General features: G+C 60.0%; 21 protein-coding genes and 2 pseudogenes. 12 read left to right on the top strand and 11 right to left on the bottom strand.

The window, feature by feature from the left end:
- Positions 1-33: 33 nt before the first annotated feature.
- Positions 34-1,045, top strand: a pseudogene (locus RFN28_RS28055) (MFS transporter); the annotation flags it as partial.
- 238 nt (positions 1,046-1,283) lie between these two features.
- Here RFN28_RS28055 and RFN28_RS28050 read toward each other — a convergent pair.
- Complete coding sequence (locus tag RFN28_RS28050; protein ID WP_320290380.1) at positions 1,284-1,538, bottom strand: metallophosphoesterase family protein; 255 nt, start codon at positions 1,536-1,538, stop codon at positions 1,284-1,286.
- A gap of 275 nt (positions 1,539-1,813) precedes the next feature.
- Between RFN28_RS28050 and RFN28_RS28045 the strand changes: the two genes are divergently transcribed.
- From RFN28_RS28045 to RFN28_RS28005, 9 genes and pseudogenes are all read left to right on the top strand, one after another.
- Positions 1,814-2,110: a DUF982 domain-containing protein gene (locus tag RFN28_RS28045; protein ID WP_320290379.1), complete on the top strand. Its 297-nt coding sequence runs from the start codon at positions 1,814-1,816 to the stop codon at positions 2,108-2,110.
- A 900-nt stretch (positions 2,111-3,010) separates the two neighbouring features.
- Positions 3,011-4,663, top strand: coding sequence for a putative bifunctional diguanylate cyclase/phosphodiesterase (locus tag RFN28_RS28040; RefSeq protein ID WP_320290411.1), 1,653 nt, complete (start codon positions 3,011-3,013; stop codon positions 4,661-4,663).
- A 166-nt stretch (positions 4,664-4,829) separates the two neighbouring features.
- Positions 4,830-5,351 carry a ubiquinone biosynthesis methyltransferase UbiE gene (locus RFN28_RS28035; protein WP_320290378.1) on the top strand — a complete coding sequence of 174 codons (522 nt, stop codon included), beginning with the start codon at positions 4,830-4,832 and terminating at the stop codon, positions 5,349-5,351.
- Positions 5,348-6,526, top strand: a complete 1,179-nt coding sequence (locus RFN28_RS28030) for a methyltransferase domain-containing protein (protein ID WP_320290377.1) — start codon at positions 5,348-5,350, stop codon at positions 6,524-6,526. The genes RFN28_RS28035 and RFN28_RS28030 overlap by 4 nt, the downstream gene beginning before the upstream one ends.
- A complete protein-coding gene (locus tag RFN28_RS28025; protein WP_320290376.1) occupies positions 6,523-8,889 on the top strand; it encodes a SpoIIE family protein phosphatase in 2,367 nt (788 codons plus the stop codon). The genes RFN28_RS28030 and RFN28_RS28025 overlap by 4 nt, the downstream gene beginning before the upstream one ends.
- Before the next feature lie 2 nt (positions 8,890-8,891).
- Positions 8,892-9,452: a slr1658 superfamily regulator gene (locus RFN28_RS28020; protein WP_320290375.1), complete on the top strand. Its 561-nt coding sequence runs from the start codon at positions 8,892-8,894 to the stop codon at positions 9,450-9,452.
- Positions 9,453-9,467: 15 nt separating this feature from the next.
- Positions 9,468-9,806 carry a slr1659 superfamily regulator gene (locus RFN28_RS28015; protein ID WP_320290374.1) on the top strand — a complete coding sequence of 113 codons (339 nt, stop codon included), beginning with the start codon at positions 9,468-9,470 and terminating at the stop codon, positions 9,804-9,806.
- 551 nt (positions 9,807-10,357) lie between these two features.
- Positions 10,358-11,371 (top strand): annotated as a pseudogene (locus RFN28_RS28010) (PepSY domain-containing protein); the annotation flags it as partial.
- Entirely contained in the window at positions 11,352-12,329 is a 978-nt protein-coding gene (locus RFN28_RS28005; RefSeq protein WP_320290373.1) for an FAD:protein FMN transferase, read from the top strand. The pseudogene RFN28_RS28010 and the gene RFN28_RS28005, both read left to right, overlap by 20 nt.
- A gap of 101 nt (positions 12,330-12,430) precedes the next feature.
- On the opposite strand, the gene RFN28_RS28000 is transcribed toward RFN28_RS28005, so the two are convergent.
- The 10 genes from RFN28_RS28000 to RFN28_RS27955 form a co-directional block, all read right to left on the bottom strand.
- Positions 12,431-12,859, bottom strand: coding sequence for a glycosyltransferase family 2 protein (locus RFN28_RS28000; RefSeq protein WP_320290372.1), 429 nt, complete (start codon positions 12,857-12,859; stop codon positions 12,431-12,433).
- 14 nt (positions 12,860-12,873) lie between these two features.
- Positions 12,874-13,086, bottom strand: a complete 213-nt coding sequence (locus RFN28_RS27995) for a hypothetical protein (RefSeq protein ID WP_320290371.1) — start codon at positions 13,084-13,086, stop codon at positions 12,874-12,876.
- Between the two features lie 119 nt (positions 13,087-13,205).
- Entirely contained in the window at positions 13,206-13,898 is a 693-nt protein-coding gene (locus tag RFN28_RS27990; protein WP_320290370.1) for an amino acid ABC transporter permease, read from the bottom strand.
- Between the two features lie 18 nt (positions 13,899-13,916).
- Entirely contained in the window at positions 13,917-14,633 is a 717-nt protein-coding gene (locus tag RFN28_RS27985; protein ID WP_320290369.1) for an amino acid ABC transporter permease, read from the bottom strand.
- 67 nt (positions 14,634-14,700) lie between these two features.
- The gene (locus RFN28_RS27980; protein ID WP_320290368.1) at positions 14,701-15,528 is read right to left on the bottom strand and encodes a transporter substrate-binding domain-containing protein; all 828 of its coding nucleotides are present in this window, start codon (positions 15,526-15,528) and stop codon (positions 14,701-14,703) included.
- Between the two features lie 24 nt (positions 15,529-15,552).
- Positions 15,553-16,293: an amino acid ABC transporter ATP-binding protein gene (locus RFN28_RS27975; protein WP_320290367.1), complete on the bottom strand. Its 741-nt coding sequence runs from the start codon at positions 16,291-16,293 to the stop codon at positions 15,553-15,555.
- A gap of 55 nt (positions 16,294-16,348) precedes the next feature.
- Positions 16,349-16,912 (bottom strand): peroxidase-related enzyme, encoded by a 564-nt coding sequence (locus tag RFN28_RS27970; protein ID WP_320290366.1) that lies wholly within the window; start codon positions 16,910-16,912, stop codon positions 16,349-16,351.
- Positions 16,909-17,391 (bottom strand): hypothetical protein, encoded by a 483-nt coding sequence (locus RFN28_RS27965; protein ID WP_320290365.1) that lies wholly within the window; start codon positions 17,389-17,391, stop codon positions 16,909-16,911. The genes RFN28_RS27970 and RFN28_RS27965 overlap by 4 nt, the downstream gene beginning before the upstream one ends.
- Positions 17,388-18,848: an NAD(P)-binding domain-containing protein gene (locus tag RFN28_RS27960; protein WP_320290364.1), complete on the bottom strand. Its 1,461-nt coding sequence runs from the start codon at positions 18,846-18,848 to the stop codon at positions 17,388-17,390. The genes RFN28_RS27965 and RFN28_RS27960 overlap by 4 nt, the downstream gene beginning before the upstream one ends.
- Positions 18,845-19,816, bottom strand: coding sequence for a LysR family transcriptional regulator (locus RFN28_RS27955; RefSeq protein ID WP_320290363.1), 972 nt, complete (start codon positions 19,814-19,816; stop codon positions 18,845-18,847). The genes RFN28_RS27960 and RFN28_RS27955 overlap by 4 nt, the downstream gene beginning before the upstream one ends.
- A gap of 237 nt (positions 19,817-20,053) precedes the next feature.
- On the opposite strand from RFN28_RS27955, the gene RFN28_RS27950 reads away from it, so the two are divergent.
- The gene (locus tag RFN28_RS27950; RefSeq protein WP_320290362.1) at positions 20,054-21,124 is read left to right on the top strand and encodes an NAD/NADP octopine/nopaline dehydrogenase family protein; all 1,071 of its coding nucleotides are present in this window, start codon (positions 20,054-20,056) and stop codon (positions 21,122-21,124) included.
- 260 nt (positions 21,125-21,384) lie between these two features.
- The coding region (locus RFN28_RS27945) for a caspase family protein (protein WP_430679054.1) at positions 21,385-22,777 on the top strand (1,393 nt) is incomplete at its 3' end.

The raw sequence follows: 22,777 nt of genomic DNA, 5'->3' as shown, positions 1-22,777 counted from the left end.
TCCCTCAGGTAGGCGCATAGTTCGCGCGGCCCAGTAGGCTTGTCGATCGAGCGTCATGGCGTCGCGGCGTTTTAGCGTTTAGCGCTTTTGCAATTGGAGTTGGTCAGATCGGTCTTGCGGCGGCTCCGAACCTCGTCACCTACATTGTCGCCTGGCTCATTATCGGGTTGGGGATGGGCGCTGGTCTCTATGATGCGGCTTTCGCCACGCTCGGTCGCCCCTACGGCTACCGCGCGCGTTCCGCCATCACCACGCTCACGCTGTTCGGTGGGCTCGCGAGCACGATCTGCTGGCCGATCTCAGCGTTTCTCATGGCCGAAGTCGGCTGGCGAGGTGCTTGTCTCTCGTACGCCGCCGTTCAACTCGTGATCGCGCTGCCCCTATATCTTTTGATCTTGCCTCGAGACACGCCGGGGCAGGCGGCCAGACCGGAACCGAAGGATCCGGCCGTATCGGTTGGCGAGAACAATTCCAACCTCGGCATGATGGTTGTTCTCGCCACCACGCTTACGCTTGCTGCGGTGATCTCTTCCACATTGTCGGTCCATTTGCTGTCGATCTTGCAAGGCAGCGGGATGGCGCTTGCTGCCGCGGTGGTTCTTGGAGCTCTGGTCGGTCCGTCGCAGGTGGGCGCTCGGGCGGTCGAAATGATGGTTGCCCGTTATCATCATCCGATCTGGATCAAATTTGCGTCCGTGACATTCGTGGCAATCGGCGTCTCGATGCTATGGGCGGGCCTGCCGGTGATCCCGATGGCCCTCGGCTTTTACGGAGCCGGCATCGGCCTGGAAACGATTGCTCGCGGAACCCTCCCGCTCGCCCTGTTCGGCCCCTTCAGGGTATGCCAGGCTGATGGGCCGCCTTGCTATGCCGAGCCTCTTAGCGCAGGCAGCGGCTCCGTCGGTTGGTGCATCGTTGTTAGAACGTGCGGGTGCCCAAGGTGTGCTGGCGGTCGCTTTCCGGGCTCGCTGTGGCGAACGTCGCGCTCGCTCTGCTTTTGGGCCTGCTTGTTATGCGACGACAGCCTGCAGTGTACAGTGGATAACGGCTGAGCAATGTCAGGTGCCGTTGGCGCCCAGTCCACCAGACTGCTGGCCGTCGCGACCGTCGACTTCTCGGGCAAAGGGTTGGCACAGCGCTGGATGCAAAGGTCGGCTTTCTAGCCCAGCCATCCCGAAAACGGACAGTCCGCTTGCCGTCCAAGGTCGGCAGTTTCCCCGGCACAGCCAACTCCGCTTGTGGTGCACGGACCGGATCGTTGAATGAGCAACGTGGAGCTCGATTCAGCCGCCCACCCAAACAACCAATGCCGGATCGAACGCAGCGTTCTCATCCTCATAGCCCCTCGGATTGCACACGACGCGAGTATTGCCGACCTGGTAGTCGCAACTGTCGTGCGTGTGTCCATGTAGCCAGAGCGCAGGCCGTCCCGCCTCGATCAGCGCGGACAGGTCCGACGCGTAGGCGGCGTTGAGTAGGTCGCCGTTGAATCTTGAGGAATCGATCGCGCGTGCGGCAGGTGATGCGTGCACGAACACCCGGTCTCACGCCTTCACCTGCGGCGTATCCACCAAGCTCTACCAGCGGTAAGGCGAGAGGCGAAGCTCCGGCCTCTTAATCCCGCGTTTATGCAGGAAATCGATCTTGCTTGGAGGTCGCACGCCTGAGCCCTCCTGTTCTTTGGCGGGCACTTCTATGCTGCCTTCCTTCCCAGCGCTTTCGTAACGCCCATTCTTCATTTGTGACGAAGCCAATCTTGGTCTTGCCCATTTCCGGGGCTGCATATGCGGCCCATTGAAGGAGTTGGAAACCTATGACCAATCATAAGTTCAACGAGCCCGTCTCAGTGTTCGTAGGCCTTGGCTTTCCTCACGAAGTTGCTACTGTTTTGGACGCCTACCATCTTCTGCTCGAATGGAATGGCATCCCCGATCTCGACCGTGATGGTGCCCTCGAAGTCTGTAGGAAAGCCCTTAACGGCCACCGGACGGCTGAAGATGCGCGTGAAGCATTCGAGAGCTTTGCCCACACCAAGGGCATCCTCTCAGAGGAAGCGCTCGAGCGAGCAGCGTCCAGCTATGCTCAGGAATGGGGAAGGCTAAGCGCCTGAGCCCAGTCGCTATCTTCGATGTTCCCTGGGCTCGAACGCCAACTGCACCAATGTTGCCGCGCCCGCTCATTTGCAGCTCTCGCTGACGGTCCACTCTCCAGGCGCGCTCAAAGGCGGCGGCGCGACCATAAGAACCAGTGATGCTGGACGAGAAACCTCCAAGGGTCGCACGGCAGGCAGCAATATCGTTGCAAGCCGCTTCACTGGTTGTCACCCAGCCATGCTCACGCAAGAATCTATCAACACGCCAACAGAGCGGCAACGCTGGCGAGGATTGGCCGGGTCCGTCTTTGCTCAGGCTGTCATACATCCGGACCTTCAAGCTCGCGTGCTCCCTTTGCAGCTGAGCGAGGATGGGTAGGTATCCGCCTCAAGATTTCCACCATCCGCGTTATCAACATTGCCTACGGCCACTGCCGGGCGGACGATGATCGACCCGTTGCTATCCCTATTGTCAATGATCGGTGTTCTCCTCCAGCGTTCCAAATCCAGCGGCGTGAAGGCAAGATATTTGAGAGAGCCGATCTCGAATTGCTAGGCTGGTAGTCCCGCGCGCAGCGAACGCCGCTCCGCTTCGTGCGCCGTAATAGTTCGCATCACGGCCGACGCTCGCGGCATTTACTAATTTAGTAAAGTTTAATGAATATTCATCGTGTTGATAAACGGCCGCCGATCACGGTGGAACATGCATCGCGACTACGCCGCACAAAGCGCTTGTTAAGCATGCAAGTTGAAAGTTTGCCAAGCTTGGCGGTTATGCTATTTCTAAACTGGGGGAGGCATATTGGCACCGCCTATGGAGGTGGCACTTTGCACCCAAAGGCATCCGGCACCGGCACGGCGAGTGAGGAGGCTTCCTCTAACACTCCAGGTGTCGCCGAAGCGCTTCTCGCCGACCTCTTGTCGAATACCGCCGACCTGGTGTCATTCTATGACCGCGACTTCCGCCTTACACATTACGCAACCACGCTAAAAGGCTTGTATGGAGGTGTGGTGGCGCCTGGCGCCGCCATTTGGGAGATCTACCCGGCCTTCCTTCTCGCGCGCTATCGCGACGAATTTCTTCGCGTGTACCAGGGCGGCTCTCCGGCAAGCATTGACTTACCGGGATCATCGGGCGAGCCGCCCCGGTTCTCCCTTTTCGTCTTCAGCGCCGCAAATGGTGTGGGGATCATCGAATCGAGGGAGCACAGCGGGCGCAGCGCAGCGGAGGAGCAGGAGCATATGATTCTGCTCCATCAGGCAACGCACGACGTGCTGACCGGCCTGGAGAATCGGCGCCGATTCGGCGAGCATCTGCAGCAGGCGCTGGCGGCCATTGGCGGACCAAAGCCGAAAACCGCCCTGCTGCAGATCGACCTCGACGATTTCAAAGCGGTCAACGACACACTCGGCCATGGAGCGGGCGACAGCCTTCTGCAACTCGCGGCAGGTCGAATCCGCGACGCGTTGCAGGAAGGCGAATCCGCGTATCGTTATGCCGGCGATGAGTTCGCCGTCATCCAACTGGGAAAGGAGCAGCCCGCAGAAGCCGAACGCCTGGCCGGATCGCTCGTCGACGCATTCACGCAGCCGTTCGTCATCAACGGCATTCCCGTCTTTGTCGGCTCGAGCATCGGAATTGCCTTCGGGCCCGAGCACGGGACCGATGGCGAGCAGTTGATGAAAGCCGCCGACATTGCTCTTTACGCAGCCAAGACCGATGGACGCGGTTGCGCTCGAACGTTCAACCGTTCGATGCTGCTCCTGCTCGAGCAACGCGAGAATTTGAGGCGCAACCTTCGGACCGCGCTGGAGCGGGGCGAGCTTTATCTGGAGTATCAGCCGCTCATTCGGCCGCCATCGTCAGTGATCGGCTTCGAAGCGCTGTTGCGGTGGCGGCACCCCGAGGTCGGCGTCATTCCGCCCAGCGTGTTCATACCGATCGCCGAAGCCGACGGTCTGATGGACGAGATCGGACGATGGGTGCTCGAGCAAGCCTGTCGCCAGGCATTGACGTGGCCTTCCTCGCTGACAGTCGCGGTCAATCTGTCGCCGGCTCAGTTCCTGAGTGGGGCGCTGACGGACACGGTCGCTCAGATCATCGACGAAGTTGGAATCCGGGCCGACAGGCTTGAACTTGAGATAACCGAGACGGTTCTTCTTGAGAAGACGATCGATAATATCGATACATTGAATACTCTGAACGTCCTGGGAATACGAATTTCTCTTGACGATTTTGGAACATATTATTCATCTCTGAGCTACCTAAAGAACTTTCCGTTCGACACACTGAAGATAGATAAATACTTCATCGCGGACCTGGAAACCGATCTCAAAGGTCAGGCGATCGTTCGATCGATCATAAATCTGGCGCATGGCCTGGGGATCAGCGTCACCGCCGAGGGGGTCGAGACGTCGGCACAGGCGCGGTGGCTGATCAAGGAGCGCTGCGATTGCCTGCAAGGTAATTTCCTGGGATTGCCGCTCGGAGCCGAAGCAACCAGGGATTTCATCAGGCGATCCCTGCCGAAGGTGGTGCGAGCGATGGAGGGATCAAATCGGGCGCTTTAGCGCTGTGCACCCTTTGTAAAAGGGAGACCGTAGAAACGATCGAGGCAAATACCACGCAATCTTTGTGTCAGTCCGGGGCTGACTCATTACGAGGCGACCAAATCTCTGCCTCGCAGGCCATCGCCCCACCTGGGCTCAAAAACGGATGGAATAAGGGAGGATGCCGATGGGAACTGTTCATCACGACCTGGTTGGCGAGCCGACTTTTGAGCCGATGATCCAGATCGACATGGAAATCAAAAATTTTGTCTCCAACTGGAGACATTGCGACCATGTCTCGACATACATGGCCCGGATGATCAGTCAAAACAGGTCAGACTCGGTCCGGTATTCAAATCTCTTTTCCTCCGCCTTCAACGAATTGCTGGAAGTGGCGTTTCGCACACGCCACGCCGAGGGCGAAATGGCATGCAGGGTGTCTCGCCATGGCGCGACCGATAGGATCGAGCTGACATTTCCCTGCGTGCCCGAGGAACGACAATTCTACCAGGAGGCAGTGTCGCAACTCGCAGGACCCGAGGCCAGGGAGCGATACGTAAGTTCGGTATCCGGGGATCTGGCGCCGAGCCGGGAGGTTGTACTCCTGGAACTGGCTGTCGACTACAACGCGACGCTCAGGGTCGAGGACGCCGGTGGCGATGCGATCAAGCTTGTCGTGGATCTTCCGCTTGAGGGCCCGCAACATTGAGCCCTTACAGCCTTCTCCCACGCTTCAAGGCGCAATACGACGCGAACAACCAGGAGTTTTCCATATCCGGGGTGGTTCGGCCTCAGGCGATCGATGAGCTTGGGCCCAGTTTGGCATTGCTACGCGATGCGATCGGCCGTGTGCGTGGCGTTCTCTATGTCAACGTCAGACGCCTGGCGCAGATGAACAACGCCGCGTTTCATGCCTTTTCGAGGATCATCATCGACGCTTGCCGCGCTCGACCCGATCTCAAATTTGTCGTCATCACGTCGAGCGTCGTCGGATGGACCTCGCGAAAATTCGGTCGCTTGAGCGGAATCGAACCGAATATCACGGTCAAAGAGTATGACAGCCAATTCTATCCGGGGCAGGGCTTTCTCGAAGAAGGTGGGTTCATCCCGATCCTGCGCACACAGACAAAGCTAACATGGCGCCACGAGCGCGCAATCCTGCCGCGACATGGCATGAGGCCCGGGATCGTCATGGCCGATATCTGTTGCGGGATCGGTGACTTCGCCGTGCTAGTGCAGAAGGAGTTCCAGCCGTCGCGGATCGTTGCCCTCGACCACTCGATATCAAGCCTGAACTATGCTCGGCGAGTGATGCGAGAGTTCGATATCCGGGGCATCGAATATACCTATGGCGACGCGTCGGAAATGCTGCTCGACGAAGCGCAATTCGACCTGGTCACCTGCCGCCATTCCCTACAAATCTTCAATCGACCTGAACTCATCCTCAAGGAACTCTACCGCATATGTAAGCCTGGCGGTCGGGTCTACATCACGAACGAGAAGAATTCGCATTGCCTCGGCGAGCCGCGCGCCGAAAGCATTGGATGGACTTACAACGAGGTAGCGAAGCTGTTCGGGCACTTCGAGATGGACGTCGAGCTTGGGCCGAAGAGTCGGCGATACCTGATCGAGGCCGGATTCGAAGACATCCGTGTCGAGACCTTCATGGTCACTAACTTGGACGGCGACCCGCAGGACTTCGCCGATGTCATTGAAGCCTGGGCGAATGTCTATGCGGGCGAGATGGCGTCCAGACGCGGCGATGGACCGGAGTTCGTCACGCGGTTCCGGCAGGGCTTCCAGGACCACATTTTCGCAGCGCTCCATCCCAAGGGTTATGCGGGTTGGCCGATCTGGGTCGCATCGGGACGACGACCGCAATGAAAGCCGACAGCGAGCCTACGCCGCGTTTCGGCCTGCGCTCCTTTCGAGCGAAATTCGTATTGGTGGTCGGCGGCGCCGTCTTGTTCGACCTCCTGCTGAGCGGTGGCCTGGCGCTTTGGAACGTTCAAAAGCTGTCGCGCGACGCCACATCGGAAGTCGGCGAGGGCCTGACGACCGCGAATCAGGAATACATTCGGTCTTATGCCGAGTCGACGGCGTCAAGCGTCGACCTGCTGCTCGATCGGGTCCACGGGGACGTCAAGGCGCTGGCTGGCGTGCTGCAGGCCCAGATCAACGATCCGAGCAGGCAGCAACAGGTCGGAGCAACCCTTTCGCATCAAGCACCCGGCTCGGTGAAGGTCGTCTATGACGCGCAGGGTGATTGGGCGCAGAACCTGCCGGGCGGGCCTTCTGTGATAAGCGTCTGGGGCTACCTGCTGGGCGCCGACCACACTCCGCTGCCCAGCGTTCAGCGGGAAATAGAAGACAGTACCGTCATCGATCTCGTCGCGCCGACCCTCATGGCCAGCGGATCGCCAAAACTGCAGATGTACTATATTGGTCCAAAGGAACGGCCGATCTTCAGGACGGTACCCTATACGGACCAAGCGCAGACCTTCGACCGACTCTATCCGGGCCACAACAAGGCGGAGTTCTGGGAGTTTTTCTTTCCGGGGATCTATGGGTCATGGCAGCAATGGGCCAGGGATCCGGCCTCACGTCCGGTCCCTGACGACATTACGCAGACGGCGCCTTACACCGATGCAATCACCGGAAAGCTGATCGTCAGCTTTTTCCACCCGCTGTGGACGCGCGATCGCACCGGTATCGCCGGTATAGCGGGTGCAGACATCACGCTCGATCAGCTCGCGGAAGTGGTCGAGCGCGTGAAGATCGCCGAAACCGGCTTCGGCTTCCTCACCATGTCGACCGGCAACGTGGTGGCGATCAATTCGTCGGGCGAGGCGATCATCGGCCTGACTAAATCGAGCGATGCGGGCACGAAGGGCGTCACTGGTCTGGAGAGGTCCCTGCGGGGAAGTACGCAGCCGGCCATCGCGTCGCTGCCTCTCGACCAGAACAATGATGGCGTCATTCAGCACATCATGCTCGACAACAAGGGCGAGCGCGTTCCCTACATTGTCGTGCTCAAGAGGTTGAAGCCGACCAATCTGTGGAGTTCGGGGCCTATCAAGTCCGAAACGATGTCGGTCGGAATCGTCGTTCCCGAACGGGAGATCTATGCGTCCCTGTTCGCCGCGCAGCAGAGTATTTCCCGCGCTACCAACCGTATCCTGCTCTTTCAAATCGCGGCAATCCTCATTTCTCTCCTGATCGTCTTTGCGGCCGTGCTCGGAATTTCGAAGCGGATTACCGCAGGCCTTAGGGCGCTTGCCGGCGCCGCCCAGAAGCTCGAGTCCAAAGACTATTCGGTCCGCGTGAGCATTCCAACACGCGACGAGGTCGGAGCTGCAGGAACCGCCTTCAACCGCATGGCTGAGCAGATAAGCTTTCACACGGAAAACCTCGAGCAACTCGTTGACGAACGGACCAGGGAGCTAGGGGACGCAAATCAGGAGATTTCCGCGCTCAACGAAAAGCTGCGGGACGAGAACGTTCGCCTTGGCGCCGAGCTCGCGGTTGCCAGGCACATCCAAATGATGGTCCTGCCGAAACCATTCGAGCTCGAAGCGATTCCGGGACTGGAGATCGCGGCTTACATGCGGCCGGCCGACGAGGTCGGCGGCGACTACTACGACGTCCTGCAGAACGGATCACGGGTCAAGATCGGCATCGGCGACGTGACCGGTCATGGTCTCGAGAGCGGCGTGCTGATGCTGATGGTCCAATCCGTTGCACGCGCGCTGCAGGAGGCCAACGAAGGGGATCCGCACCAGTTTCTGGTTCGGCTGAACAGAGCGATCTACAAGAACATCGAGCGGACGAACACCGACAAGCATCTCTCGCTGGCCTTTCTTGACTTTGCGGATGGGAGGGTAACGCTATCCGGCCAGCATGAGGACGTTCTCGTCGTGCGCGCGGATGGGAATGTCGAACGTATCGACACGCTTGATCTGGGTCTGCCGGTTGGTCTGGAGAATGACATCTCGCAGTTCATCGACACGCGTGACATCGTGTTCGGGAGCGGCGACGTGATCGTGTTGCACACCGACGGTGTGACCGAAGCGGAGGACGAAGACAGAAGACTGTTCGGGTTCGATCGCCTCTGCAAGAGCGTGCAAAAGCGTCATGGCAGGAGCGCCGAGGACATCAAGACCGGGATCATCGAGGATCTGATGGCCCATATCGGAATCCAGAAGATCCACGACGACATCACCCTCGTGATCATAAGGCACACATAGAGATGACAGCGCTGTTCGGGACCCCTGACATTGCAATCGGGATGAAGGAGAGTGTCAGTCGCGTGCGGCTGTTCGACGGACCTCTCGACTTGAGTTGGCGTCATTGCGCTACGACCTCGGACTTCATCGCCGATCTTTTCGCGTTGCGCTTTCAGTCGTCCCGCAACGACTACATGGAAGTGCGGCATAGCATCGGATATCTGGCCAACGAACTCATCGAAAACGCCGTCAAGTTTCGCGCACCGGGCGAGATCGTGATCGAGGCGTCGATGGATTCGGAGTGCTTCAAGCTCAAGGTGTCGAATGACGTCGATGGTGAAAACGCATCCGAGTTCCAAAGCCTCTTGGCGGACATCACGGTTGGCGATCCCAAGGACCTGCTGATACAGCGGATTGAGGCGAATGCCGCGAACCCTGATTTGGGGGGCTCCGGGCTCGGATTGCTGACGTTGATGAGCGACTATGACGCACGCTTGGCCTGGATATTCAGCTCCGCCGACGAATACGATCGGATTTTCCTGGAGACATATGCCTCCATTCCTATCTCGCAGACTCACAACTAGAAACGAAGCCAGATTATGGAAATCAAAACAGACGACTACCGCGTGTGGACTGAGGGAAACGATATATTTTTCGACGGCGCAATGCGGCTTGCCAGTTCCGAGGCCGGTGCGCCGATCATGTCCTTGGCGACCGGTGTTCTTGCCTCAAATCCGGCTTCCATCACGCTCAATTTGAAGGACCTTCACTTTCTCAACTCCTCCGGCATCAACCTGCTGGCCAAGTTTACGATCGAGGTGCGCAAGCATCCCGATGTTCGACTCATCGTGCGTGGGACGCCCGATATACCCTGGCAATCGAAATCATTGCCGAATCTGAAGAAGCTGCATCCTGCCCTCGTGCTTTTGATGAACTAACCGGGTTGTCCGAAAGTCAGCGTACGTCTTCGTCGAGGCTCAGAACGCAGACCCGCCGGCAAGAGCGCTCGACGATAGCTACCCCGGCGAGCAGTGCCGCTCGCATGTGAAGCCGCAGGATCGGACCTAAGGGCTGGGCGTCTCTTGTTCCACCGTAACTTGATCGGGATCCGGAATGATCGCCCCGAGCACCTGAAGGCCCCACGCCACAACGGGACGGCAGTGGCCGCCTTTTTCGCGGCAAGCTCGCCTATTGGCCACTGACCGTCCGCAAGCACCCTGTCCGCGAGGGCGCATCGAAAAGGGTCATCTGCATAAGCCAAGCCTCCCTGATCCCTCAATGAACGAGTGTGTTATTGTTAACGGTCGCGCGCTAGCTCAGCCAGCGCCAGCATTCGCGCGCCCAAAGCCAGGTGCGTATTTCAGACGATCGTGAGCACGGATTTCACCGCATCGTGAGCACGGATTTCACGGGATCATGAGCAACGATTTCGGGTGATCGTGAGCAGCGATTTCAGACGATCGTGAGCACCTTTTCGGAGGTGCTGGACGGATTCCTGGATCGGGTGGCCGCGCTTTCCGCAGCGCCCGCAGCGAAGCTGGCGGTGCTTGGCTTCGGCGACCGCAGCTTTCCAGCATTTTGCGCCTACGCCAGGGCGGTTTCCACTGCTGCTGAAGGTCGGGGCTGGCCGCTTCTGCTGCCTTTCGAAACGGTGGACCGCCAGTCGCCGCAGGAGTTCGCTCGCTGGGGCCGTGCGCTCGGCGAAACGCTAGGCATCGACCTGGAACTGAACCACCAGCCCGTTCGCCCTGATACCAAGGCGCTGACGCTCGTTTCGCGTCGCGACTACGGCCACGAAGTCCAGGCCCCGACCGCGATCCTGCGCTTTGCCCTTCCACGCCTGTCGGCCTGGGAACGCCTGACGGGACGCGGGTTCGCCTGTTTCGAGCCTGGAGACCTGCTCGGCATCGTGCCGGAGGGATCGCCCGTGCCACGCTTCTATTCACTCGCCTCAGGCAGCCGGGACGGGTTCGTGGAGATTGTGGTGCGCAAGCATCCCGGAGGCATCTGCTCGGGCGAACTCATGGCGCTCGAACCGGGCGGAACGGACGCTGGCTTCATCCGCCGCAATCCGACGTTCCACGTCACACGTGACAGCGCTCCCCTTGTCCTGATCGGTGCAGGCACTGGAATAGGGCCGCTTGCCGGCTTCATCCGAGCCAACACCTCGCAGCGGCCGATCCACCTGCTCTTCGGCATGCGACACCCAGAAAGCGACTTCCTCTACCGCGAGGAACTCGAAGCCTGGGTCGCCGCGGGCAGGCTCTCCAGCCTGTCCACGGCGGTCTCGCGCGGAGCGCGGCCGCGATATGTTCAGGACGCGCTGACAGCCGAGCGACTCGAAGTGGTCCGCGCCGTACGGGAGGGCGCGCGGATCATGGTCTGCGGCGGCCGGCAGATGGCGGCCGGGGTGGCCGAGGCGATGGCACGGATGCTTGAACCGCTTGGGCTGTCGCCCGCGGTCTTGAAGGCCCAGGGACGCTATGTCGAAGATGTCTACTGACCTTGCGCGCCACGCCCTCAACGGGCCGACGATGGGCACACGCTGGTCAGCGCTTTTCCACGCACCTTCCGGCTTCGACGCCGGAAATGTCCGTGCGGCCCTGCAGGCCGCGGTCGATGAGGTCGACACGCAGATGTCGACATGGAAACTTGGCAGCGACCTGATGTGCCTCAACCGGGCTCCGGCAGGAGCGTGGGTGACGGTTCCAGGACGCCTCCTCGACGTGATCAGGCTGGGGCTGAAAGTCGGCCGGGCTTCCGGCGGCGCCTTCGACATTGGCATGGGGGACGCGGTGAGCGCGTGGGGTTTTGGCCCGGCTGAAGCCAGTCCAGACCGCATCCGTTGCGCGATGCAGGCCAGGCGCGTGCCTGCCCACGACGCGCTGGAGATCGACGGAACCAGGATTTGCAAGCGCGTGCCAATAGCGCTTGACCTCAACGGCGTCGCCAAGGGCTACGGCGTGGACCGTCTTGCCGAGGTTCTCGGCGGCTTTGGCATCCGCGACGCGCTCGTAGGCATCGACGGCGAGATGCGAGCCATGGGCGTGAGGCCTGACGGCGAGACATGGACGGTTGCCGTAGAGCAACCGGACCCGGAACGCCGCGCGCCGCATTCGATCCTGTCCCTGCAGGATTGCGCCGTGGCTACATCCGGCGACTACCGCCACTGGGTCGAGGTGCAGGGTCGACATCTCTCCCACACCATGGACCCGACCCGCGGCGCGCCGCTCATCAAATCGCCAGCCTCGGTCACTGTCATCGCGCCGACCTGCGCCGAGGCCGACGCCTGGGCGACTGCGCTCATGGTGCTCGGCCCGGACAAGGGCGGGGAACTTGCCCAACGACTGGGGCTCGATGCCCTGTTCCTGCTTCGCGATGAAGCGCATAGCATCCGCTCCTGTCGGATTGGGCGCTCGGTCGGGATCGGGCAGATGTCGGTTCCTGCGGCAGGAGATTGAGCGCGATGGAGCATTCGAACGGAGACAGGCTGAAGATCACGGATACTTAATCGCGAACCCGGCGACACCCCATAGGTCCAGCGTAGCCAGCTGCGAACGACTTAAGGCTTTTGGGCCTGTGCGCCTGCGCTACGGGTCAGATGCTCAACAACGCATTCGGCGATAGCAAGCGAGGCGGTTAGGCCAGGCGACTCTATCCCAAACAGGCTTTCCCTTGGCCCCATCGCGCGAGGAGGCCAGCCAAGAGCTGAAAACGGCCGTGGATCGAGCGATAGCATGGGACTGTAATAGGGATCCGCGGCCAGGACGCTGCCCCACTTCGTGCGCAGGTTTTGCACCTCGCGCTCGAAAAGCGGTGCCTGTATTTCACTGCGAGCGGGCTCGTCATGGACGAGCTTCGCGTGCGGCGTGAACACGATCCGCCGTCCAAGCGCGCGCAGCTTGAGGCAGTAATCGACGTCATGGAAATTGATTGGGAAGCGCACTTCGTCCATGCCGCCGACCTCGAGATAATCGCTGCGGCGCGTCATCAGGCACGCCGCCGTCACAACGGGAGGGGGTAGCTCGGCGACATCGACCACCGCGGGCGCGCCGCATCGATATCGCGGCCGCCGGTCAGGAACGTGACCGCCGGGATCAGCAGTAGCCCGCCGCCGGCCGACAGCGTATTGAGGGTCCAGGCCAGAAAGCCCGCGCCGCAGAGCAGTCCGAGTTGAAGCCAGTCCATCGAGTAGAAAAACGGGCGTGCGCCGAGCAAGTTCCGGTCAAGGGTTTTGAGCTACAAACGCCGACCCACGTCGGCGTCGCGATCTCAGGGGGCCTCAATCGTCTGCCGCTCCGCAGTAGCAAACTCTGCTCTTGGCGAGCGGCAATAGGTCAGGTCCGCACTCTCAGCGCCCGTTCCAGCCTATCGGCAATCTGCGTGACGATATAGGCAATCACCATGTAGATCACGACAGCAATCACGAAGGCTTCGAGGTAGTAGTAATTCAGCGCCGCGGTCAACTGGGACTGGGCGAAGATATCGACGACCTCGATGGCGAACCCGAGGGAAAGCGCCTTCATTATGACCATCATGGAGGTCGTGAGGTCGGGAATTGCCGTGAGGGCCACCTGGGGAAACAGGATCCGTCGGAACAGTTGGCCGCTTGTATAGCCCAGCGAATGGGCGGCGTCTGACTGACCGGTATCGAAGGCGTTCAGGGCTCCCTTGATGATCTCTGCTTGGAACGCCGCGACACAGCCGGTCACTGCAATGACAAGGATTACCCAGTTGGGCGTTTCGTGGCCGTTGAAGTTGATCCCGAGCAACGAGAGCAGGAACTGGAATGCTGGGGGCAGACCGAAATAGGCGAGGAAAATCACGATGACCATCGGAACGCCTTTGAAGACGACCTTGTAGGCCATGATAAGCTCTCGCAGCACCGGGACCCGTCTATATTCGACGAATGCAAAAAGGCTGCCGACTATCGTCGACAAGACAAAAATCGTGAAGGCCATGCCAAGCGTTACCGGTACGGCGCCCAGAATTTCCTGCGAGTCTTGGATCAAGATATCGCTATCAAACATGGTCGAATGCCCTTTGCCTCAGGCGCTCGCGATGAGCGCGTTCTTGATCTGAGCCGTTGTCGCCGCCTCAGGTGCTTGCATCGGCGAGCGAAGCTCGAAGAAGCGGACGATGAGCCACGCGACGAGGCACATCAGCGAATAGATGACCGCCAGCACGAGGTAGGTTTCGAACTGGTACTGGTTATAGTCTCGCTCCATGATCAAGTGCGCGGTCGCCATCACGTCCGCCGCCCCGATATACATGACCAGCGCAACGTTATGGATAAGGTAGATGATGGAGTTTCCATAGCCCGGCAACGCGAAGTGCACCGCCTGAGGACCCACGACGCGAGTGATCTTCTGGCGGAAGGTATATCCTAGACTGTCGGCCGCATCATGCTGGCCGCGATCGACGGCCAGGTATGCGGGCCGCATGACTTCCGACAGATACCCCCCATGGTAAAAGCTCAATCCCACCATTGCAGCGATCGTCGGCGAGAAAAAGTCTTCCGCGCCGAACAGGGCCACCAACAAGGGAAGCCCGTAAAAAGCGACGAATAGCTGGAGGACGACGGGAACGCTTCGGGCATACGACACGTAGAGGTCGGTCAGGTGGCTGACCACCGGTATCCGGCGAACGCGGAGTGTTGTCGCGGCGAGAGCCATGCAAAAGCCGACTAGCATAGCGGTAAACGTGATGGCGAGCGTCAGCGGCAACGCCGAGAGCAACTCGGGAATCATAGCAGAAACATCCACTTTGAAACACTCCTTCTTGCAATTCAGCCTTGCCGCTGACTAACAAATATGGTCGTAGACGGTCGTCTTATTTCATGTACTGGACGACGCCCTCGCCGAACCACTTTTGCGAGAGCTTTTCGATCGTGCCGTCGTCTTTCAATTCCTTGAGAACCTTGTTCACATCGTCGGCCAGAACCTTGTTCTCGTCCGATCTGTGGATCAGCATGTAGGTATTGTTCCTAAAGACTGGCTCGGACGCCACGATATCGAGTCTCTTTTCCTCGATGACCGTCTGCTCGCCCAAATTCGAAGGCAGGACGAGCGCGTCGAACTTGCCATTCTGCACTTCGTCCAGTCGGTTCGGGTACGGAATACCCGCGCTCGACGCCGTGACATCGAGCTTGTACTGGGGATTTTCCTTTTGCCAATTCATAATAAACTTATAGGTTCCGCCGCCGGCCGTGGTCGGAACGATCCTCTTGCCGACCAGGTCTTTCATTTCCTTAATGCCGCTGTCTTTTTTGCTGTAGATCTTCATCAGGCTGGCGCCCATGGGGTTTTCCGGAATGAGGAACTGCTTGGCGCGCTCGGGCGACTTGTAGTAACCACCGACCGCGATGTCGTACTTGCCTGTGGCGAGGCCGGTTTCCTGCGCGATATCCGAGACACCTTCCATCTCGAACTTGTATTGCGGCAGCTTTGCGTTGATCGCCCTCAGGAGATCGGGCTCATAGCCTTGCGGTTCGACGCCGATCGCGCCCCACGCCAGCGGCTTGGATTCCGCCGACGTGGCGATCTTGATGGTCCGAACGGTCTGACCATGGCTGATCCCCCCGGTTGCAAAGGCGATTGCGATGCCGCCGGCGACGGCCAGGGCAGCGCGACGGGAAAGACTGGATGTGATTGCAGACATTTCTTAGGTTCCCTTCTTGTTGAGCTATTGAAAAGCAAGTTCTGACTGCAGGAATTGAGCAAGTCGTGGGCTGGAAGGCGCATCGAAGATCTCAGCCGGACTGCCGTCGACGGCAACCACGCCACGATCCATGAAGACGATCCGGTTCGAGATGCTCTTTGCGAATTGCATCTCGTGGGTCACAAGCAGCGAAGTGATCCCTGACGACGTGACATCCTTGATCACCTTCAGGACTTCACCGACGAGTTCAGGATCCAGCGATGAAGTAGGCTCATCAAAGAGCATCACGTCAGGACGAACCGCCAGCGCACGCGCGATGCCGGTGCGCTGGAGCTGGCCGCCCGACAACTGGGAAGGATAGCTGTCTCGCTTCGCCGAGAGGCCGACCCGGTCAAGCTCTCGCCGGGCGATTTCACGCGCCTCGTCCGTGGACTTGCGCTGCACGACAACAAGCGGATCCATCACGTTCTGGAGGACTGTCATATTCTTGAAGACATTGAACTGCTGAAAGACCATCGCTGTTCGGAGCCGGATCGCTTGGACAGCGGTCTTGTCGACACGTTGGTAGTTCATCCGAATCTGGTCGAATGCGATGGTTCCTGACGAAGGCTTGGCCAGGTAGTTGATGCATTTCAGCAGCGTGGTCTTGCCGGTCCCGCTCGGGCCGATGATCGACACCACGTCACCTCGCTTGACCGAGAGATTGACGCCGTTCAGGACCTGCGTGCTTCCGTAAGACAGCTTTATATCTTTGAGTTCAAGCATTTCTGGTTGGCCCTTCAGAGTGTGGGACGGACTGGCTTGAGCATATGCGACGTCATCACCCGCTCTCCGCATGGCCCAGCACGTGCATCAGCCGGTTTGCCCAGCCGAAGATCGATATGGCGTGGATAAGGTCGATGATCTCGCCATCATTCATGCCGACGGATCGCAGCGAGGCGATGTCGTCTGCCGTCGCTTCCGACGGCGCCGCCGACAGACGGCGGGCAAAGCTGTAGATTGCCGCATCGCGTGGCCCAAGCTTTTCGGGCTTGTCGAGATACAGCGCGGTGACCACGTCATCACTCTTGGTCAGCTCCGCATGCCGGCGAGCGTGAACAACGGCACAGAATTTGCAGCCGTTGACGATCGACGCACCCAGCGCACCAAGCTCGCGATCGGGACGGGCAAGCCCGCCTTCGACATACATGATGGCGTTGAACAGGATCGTGCGGGCAAGATAGCTTTCGGGGTCATGTACGAGGGTGCGTACATACTCCGAAACTTTCTTGGCCGACGGCGTGACCTTCATCGCTTCGAGCTGTTCCGGCGTGGCCTCGGACAGCTCGACCGGTGCGATGTAGGGATGCCAATTGAGCGGCTTCAGACGAACCGAGGAAATCATGCCGACCTCATCAATCGCAAACCGGTCGCCACGCGGGTCTGAAAATTGACGAAGGCAATCAGTTCGGAGAGCGCAACGATCTGAGGATTGTTCAATCCGGCCTGCGCCAGCAGCACGATGTGGCTCCCCTCTGCTTTTTTCGGGGTCAGCGTGATCAGGTCGACATGCTTGGCGATGGTCGCCAACGGTTCCTCCAGATCCGCTTCCCCCCGGGCCAAGGCCAGAAGCTGCTCCGTCGGTCCAAGCTGAGCCAGCTGCACATCATATTCGGCCATCAGGACCGGATCGGCATTCAGAGCGGCCATTCGACGGGCCAGAGCAGCCCGCAAATTCGGCGCCAGCCCCTGATCGTTGGCCGGCTGCAGGACGGAGAGGCGACATTCCTCCGCCCCCTGCACGAACTCGGGCCGAAACCGCCGTGCCGCGAAAAGGGCATCGTCCGGCGAAAGACCGGCGGCCTTGTCCATTGCGTCGATCACAGCGCGGCCTCCTTATGCAGCAAGGGTGTTGAATCGACCCATTCGTCGCCCAGAAGTTCCGGGGTGTCGTAAGCGATCAGATTGGCGAAATGGGTTTCGACATCTTCGGCAAACAGCGACGCGGCAATGCCGCGGACCAGACGGTCGGCCCCGGCACTGACGGCCGGAATATCGCCGGACACCTTGCCGTGGGTCAGCATGGCGGCATCGTTGAAGCAGTGGATATGCGCCAGCATCGGGCAGGAGCCGGGAACGCGTTCGCGAAACTCGAAGGCAGGGCCGAGATCCGGTGCCTCCAACATGCCTGTGCGCGGCGGACCCATGTCGGGCGTGTATCGACCATCCGACCAGGTGCGGATATGTGGGGCGAGTGCTGCAAATTCCGGGCGGTCGCTGAAGTCGTTTGAAAAGCCGGTTGCCGCGATCATGAAATCGTAGCGCATCGGCCCTTGCGTGGTTTCGACCAGGAGGCCTCCGGCATCTTCCTTTACCGCGACTATGCCGCAGTCGAGAAAGAACCGGGCATTCGGGTGGCGAGACACGCGAAGCGTCGATGAACGCGGCGGCGGCGTCTGGGTGGCGGCGGTGTAGTCGAAGAATTTCCATTTCCAGGCATCGGGCAGATGGTAGATGCCGTGTACGACACCCTGGCTGCCGATGCCGGTCAGCTTGTTGATGCGTGGCATTTCCTTGCGCCGGATCAACATGTCGACAGAGCCGGCGCCTGCCTCGAGCGCCGTTGCGGCATTGTCCATGGAAGAGGCGCCGGCGCCGATCACCGCCACACGCTTGCCTTTCAGCGCATCGAAATCGATGTCATCGGCAGAATGGGCCCAATGGGCACGATCGATGCCCTTGAGGAAATCGGGCACGGCAAAACCGCCGAGACCGGACCGGCCAGTGGCCAGAACCAGTCGGCGGGTGAGAACCCGGCCCGTTTCCGCGCCCTCGACATCGATCGCAATCAGATCATCGACGGGCGCGACGCCGGTCATGCACACGCTGTTTCGCACCGGCAGGGCAAGAACCTTGCGGTACCAGACCAGGTAATCCATCCATTGGCCCCTGGGGATCTTGTCCAGCGACCGCCAGGCTTCAATACCCCATTGCGCGGTGAACCAGGCGCGGAAGGTCAACTGCGGCAGGCCGAGCGACGGACCGTTGAGGGTCTTCGGCGACCGAAGCGTTTGCATGCGGGCAAACGTCACCCATGGTCCTTCGAATCCAGCCGGAGCGGCATCATAGGCGACGACATTGGTGATCCCGGTCAGGACAAGCTTGGCCGTGGCAGCAAGTCCGCACATGCCGGCACCAATAACAACGACGTCACGGACCGGCACGCCGTCATGCATTCGCTTGGGGACCCAGGGCTTGGCGGGCAGCTCGAGAAACTCGAGATCCTGCGCAAGCTGTGCTTCCAGCGCAGCCAGGCCCGCTGGGGTGGGAGTATGTTTCATATTCCAGTTCCGTGATTTGTGCCCGACGCAGGATCGGTCACCAATTGGCCGGCCAAGGCTGGATCGAGTTTCCTGAAACCGGCGATCGACCGCTCAGCCACCGCTTCGACCGCATCGATCAACGCCTGCGCGACTGGACGAAGGGGGCGGTTTGCTGCGGCCACAACGCCCCAATAAAAGAGAACGGTTACATCGAGCGGGCGGATGGCGACACCAGGTAAGGCCACGCCGTAGGCAGTGAGAGGATCGATGACTGCTGCGACACCGGTCCGGCGCACGATCTGTAACGCGCCATAGGCGGTGTTGGTCCGGATCACTGGTCCGGTGTCGATACCCCGGGCCGCCAGCGCCTTGGCGACATGCAGTTGAAAACGTAGCGGATTGAGCAGCGTGGCGACGCGGCGACCGGCAAAAGCCGAAAGCGGTACGACATCGAGTTCGGCCAGCGGATCGTCCTCCCGCACGGCCGCAACATCGGGCGCCGAATAGAGCCGCAGGACATCCAGACCGGGCGTATCGAGCGGCAGGCTTGAAAATCCGATCTCGGCACGTCCGCTGCGCACCTCCTGCGCGACGATCGAGGGAAGAAACTGCCCGAGATGCGTCTCGTGCGGAAGTTCGGCACCTTTGAGCTCAGCCAGGGCCGTTGGAATCAAGCCGGTGCCGATCGCAGACGTGGTTACAATCTGCAGGATACGGCCCCTGCCGGCGGCGATCATCTTGGCCCGCGCCGCGAGTTCGGTGAAGGACATCAGCAGGCGCCGCGCTTCTTCCTCGAAGGCGACTCCTTCTTCAGACAACTGCACTCGTCGACCGATCCGATGCAGCAATTCGAAGCCAAGCTCGGCCTCGAGATCCTGAATGGTGCGTGTCACAGCAGGTTGGGAACGCCCGAGCATGTCAGCCGCCTTGGTGATGCTGCCGCTTGCAGCAACCGCAAGGAAGGTCTGAAGGTCTCGGGTTTCCATGTTCTCCCTACATGCGCAATCCGAATGATTGACATCGTCTCATTCGTTTTTGATATATGTCAAGTGGAAACGAATGTTCGTTGCGACTTCGTGCATTTGCCGGCTTAGAGCCGGAATCCCGATCGGAAGCGGCCGATGAGGACAGATGCGGCTCCAACTTGCGGAAGAACCTAATGAAAAATTGAAGCTGGCCGACAGCAATGGCGAACCATAAAGCCTGCAACAGGAGGAATATTAATGCGCGTGAGTATTTTGGGCGCCGGAGCAATAGCTTATGGTCTTGCCGCGTATTTGGCAGGATCGGGACATTCGCCGACGCTTTGGTCACCGTCGGGACAGCGCACCAGGGCTTTGGCTACTGGCGAATTATTGCAAGCGACGGGGGATATCGAGGCGGGGGTACCGGTGCGCGTTGCCAAGAACTGCAAAGACGCCGTCGCCAACGCGGATGTGGTCGTGATTGCGCTCCCGGCTTACGGCCACAAGATGGTGATGGATGCCGCCGCCCCCCATCTGACTGATGGAATCCCAGTCATCATCAGTTCGCATTGTTCGTTCGCGGCGCTTTATCTCTCCAAGCGGTTGGCTGAACGAAAGGTCTCGTTGCCGATCGTCGTTTGGGGCACGACGCTATTGACCGGCCGCCAGCAGGGACCAACCGAAGTCCATGTCACCACCATTCGTCAGAAGCTTGACGTTGCAACGGTGCCTTTCAGTTACCAGGATCAAGGACACGAACTTTGCACGACCCTGTTCGGCGACCGTTTCGTCAAGCGCGACGGGATGCTTGCGATCGCGCTCAGCAACCTCAATCCGCAAAATCATCTAGGAATTGCGCTTCTTAATCTGACACGCATGGAAAAGGCCGAGCGATGGAGCCAGGGGGGAAACGTCACCCCTGCCGTTGGCCGCCTTATCGAGGCTCTGGATGTCGAACGGTTGGCCATCGCTGCCCATTTTGGTGTGGCCGTTCGCACCGTCAAAGAGCATTTTTCATTGTCGTTCCATGTTCCGATGGGAACCGTTTCGGAGATGAACCTTGAGATGGACCGCCAGGGCCGCGGTGGCTTTGGTCCGGCAACCATCGAAAGCCGCTATATTCTCGAGGATGTTCCGTTCGGGCTGCTGCCGACCGTACTGTTGGGAAAGATCACCGGGAATCCGGCGACACTCCATGATTCAGGAGTTTCAATATTGTCGGCGGCCTACGGTCGCGATCTCAGGGCAGATAATGACATTCTTCCTGCTCTCGGAATCGAAGGCATGTCAGACATGGACCTCGCGAATCTTACGCGTGAGGGATTCTAACTGATCACAGTGCAAATGCTGAGCCAAGTCAGGCGCGGCCTCGCTTGAAGCTCGTCCTTCTTGAGTGGGGTCGCCGATGTCGTCGACCGTGACGCCGCGGGCATCCGTCAGCAGCATCACATAGTGTTGGTCAGCGATCTTCCTTGAAACGAAATCACGCCCCAAAGCCTGCTTTTGAGGGTCTTGATTTTGGACGGCTTCGGAAACATTCCGGCTTCTCCAGCGTTACCAAGCTGAGGGATAGCGGATAACGGATTGCGTTGCGGACGCTTCTGAAATTCCTCGGCCTGGTGGTCGTTCTCATCTTCTTCGCGGTCAGCTCCGCGACGGGGGCCCCAGCGAAAGGTGAAAAGCGTCTGGCCTTCGTCATAGGCAACGGCGCCTACCACACCGGCAAGCTCGTGACAGCTGCAAATGATGCCGGCCTGATCGCACAGACCTTGCAGGCCGCTGGGTTCGATGTGGTCGGCGCTCGCGACGTTGATCAGGAATCACTGCGCGGCGCCTTCCGCGATTTCCTCGGCAAGGTTTCCACCGCCGGTCGCCACGCCGTTGTTTTCGTCTATCTCGCCGGCCACGGCGTGCAGTACGAAGGTGAGAACTACTTCTTGCCGGTCGATGCCCGGATCGCCAATCCAAACGACATCCCGCTCCAGGCGATGCGGCTCTCCGATGTCACCAAGTCGCTGTCCGGGCTGCCGACGAAGGTCAATATCGTCGTGCTCGACGCGGCGCGGCCCAATCCCTTCCCACATTCAAACCGGCAGCTAGCCGGCGGCCTTGCGTTGGTCGATCCGGATCCGAACATGCTGATTGCCTTCAACGCCGCGCCCGGAACTGTCGCGCCGGAGGGCAAGGGCCCTTATGGCGCCTATGCTCAGGCGCTCGCCGAGATGATACGCGAAGGCGGCCTGTCGCTGCAGGACGTGTTCGACCGCACACGGCTGCGTGTCAACGAGGTGACCAAGGGTGCCGAAGTGCCCTGGGACGCCTCGAAGATCAGTGCGCCCTTTGTCTTCTTCAACCGTGCTTCGAATGCCCCCGCACCTAAGGTCTCGGCCGCGGAGACCCGCGCGATGCGCACCAGGCCGATTCGCGACTTCAGCGCGCATGACGCCTATGTTGCCGCCCTCGACCGCGACACCATGCGCGGTTACGAGGATTTCCTCGACGCCTATCCGCACGATGCGATGGCCAAGCGTGTGCGCGCCATCATCGCAGCGCGGCGCGAGGCGATCACCTGGGGCGAGACATGGCTGCGGGACACGCCGGAGGCCTATTGGTCCTATTTGCGGCGTTATCCGCACGGCCCGCACGCCAGGGACGCGCGTCGCCGGCTCGAGCATTTCGATGCCGAGCTGGAGCCGCCCGAGGAATTCACCGTCTATGACTATGATTTGCCGCCGCCGCCGCCGGAGGAGATCATCTATGTCGATCGGCCGGTGCTCCATTTCGACGATCCCGATTTCGATTTCGAGCCGCCGCCGCCGATCGATGTGACCTTCCTGCCGCCGCCGCCGCCGGATTTCGTCGTGCTTGAACCGCCGCCGCCGCCGGTTGACGTATTCATCCTGCCGACGCCGGTGTTCGTGCCGATACCGGTGTTCATCAATCCGCCGCGCCACATCGTGCCGCCGCCGAACGACATCATCT

The organism is Mesorhizobium album (assembly GCF_033977205.1).
Taxonomy (GTDB): Bacteria; Pseudomonadota; Alphaproteobacteria; order Rhizobiales; family Rhizobiaceae; genus Mesorhizobium; species Mesorhizobium album.
Note: the sequence above shows the minus strand (reverse complement) of the source record. Positions and strands in the feature narration are given on the sequence as shown.

Excerpts from the sequence above, each read along its gene's own strand:
- RFN28_RS28045 (WP_320290379.1), top strand. The coding sequence starts at position 1,814 with ATGACCAATCATAAGTTCAACGAGCCCGTCTCAGTGTTCGTAGGCCTT.
- RFN28_RS28035 (WP_320290378.1), top strand. The coding sequence starts at position 4,830 with ATGGGAACTGTTCATCACGACCTGGTTGGCGAGCCGACTTTTGAGCCG.
- RFN28_RS28025 (WP_320290376.1), top strand. The coding sequence starts at position 6,523 with ATGAAAGCCGACAGCGAGCCTACGCCGCGTTTCGGCCTGCGCTCCTTT.
- RFN28_RS28020 (WP_320290375.1), top strand. The coding sequence starts at position 8,892 with ATGACAGCGCTGTTCGGGACCCCTGACATTGCAATCGGGATGAAGGAG.
- RFN28_RS28015 (WP_320290374.1), top strand. The coding sequence starts at position 9,468 with ATGGAAATCAAAACAGACGACTACCGCGTGTGGACTGAGGGAAACGAT.
- RFN28_RS28005 (WP_320290373.1), top strand. The coding sequence starts at position 11,352 with ATGTCGAAGATGTCTACTGACCTTGCGCGCCACGCCCTCAACGGGCCG.
- RFN28_RS28000 (WP_320290372.1), bottom strand. The coding sequence starts at position 12,859 with ATGACGCGCCGCAGCGATTATCTCGAGGTCGGCGGCATGGACGAAGTG.
- RFN28_RS27990 (WP_320290370.1), bottom strand. The coding sequence starts at position 13,898 with ATGTTTGATAGCGATATCTTGATCCAAGACTCGCAGGAAATTCTGGGC.
- RFN28_RS27980 (WP_320290368.1), bottom strand. The coding sequence starts at position 15,528 with ATGTCTGCAATCACATCCAGTCTTTCCCGTCGCGCTGCCCTGGCCGTC.
- RFN28_RS27975 (WP_320290367.1), bottom strand. The coding sequence starts at position 16,293 with ATGCTTGAACTCAAAGATATAAAGCTGTCTTACGGAAGCACGCAGGTC.
- RFN28_RS27970 (WP_320290366.1), bottom strand. The coding sequence starts at position 16,912 with ATGATTTCCTCGGTTCGTCTGAAGCCGCTCAATTGGCATCCCTACATC.
- RFN28_RS27960 (WP_320290364.1), bottom strand. The coding sequence starts at position 18,848 with ATGAAACATACTCCCACCCCAGCGGGCCTGGCTGCGCTGGAAGCACAG.
- RFN28_RS27955 (WP_320290363.1), bottom strand. The coding sequence starts at position 19,816 with ATGGAAACCCGAGACCTTCAGACCTTCCTTGCGGTTGCTGCAAGCGGC.
- RFN28_RS27950 (WP_320290362.1), top strand. The coding sequence starts at position 20,054 with ATGCGCGTGAGTATTTTGGGCGCCGGAGCAATAGCTTATGGTCTTGCC.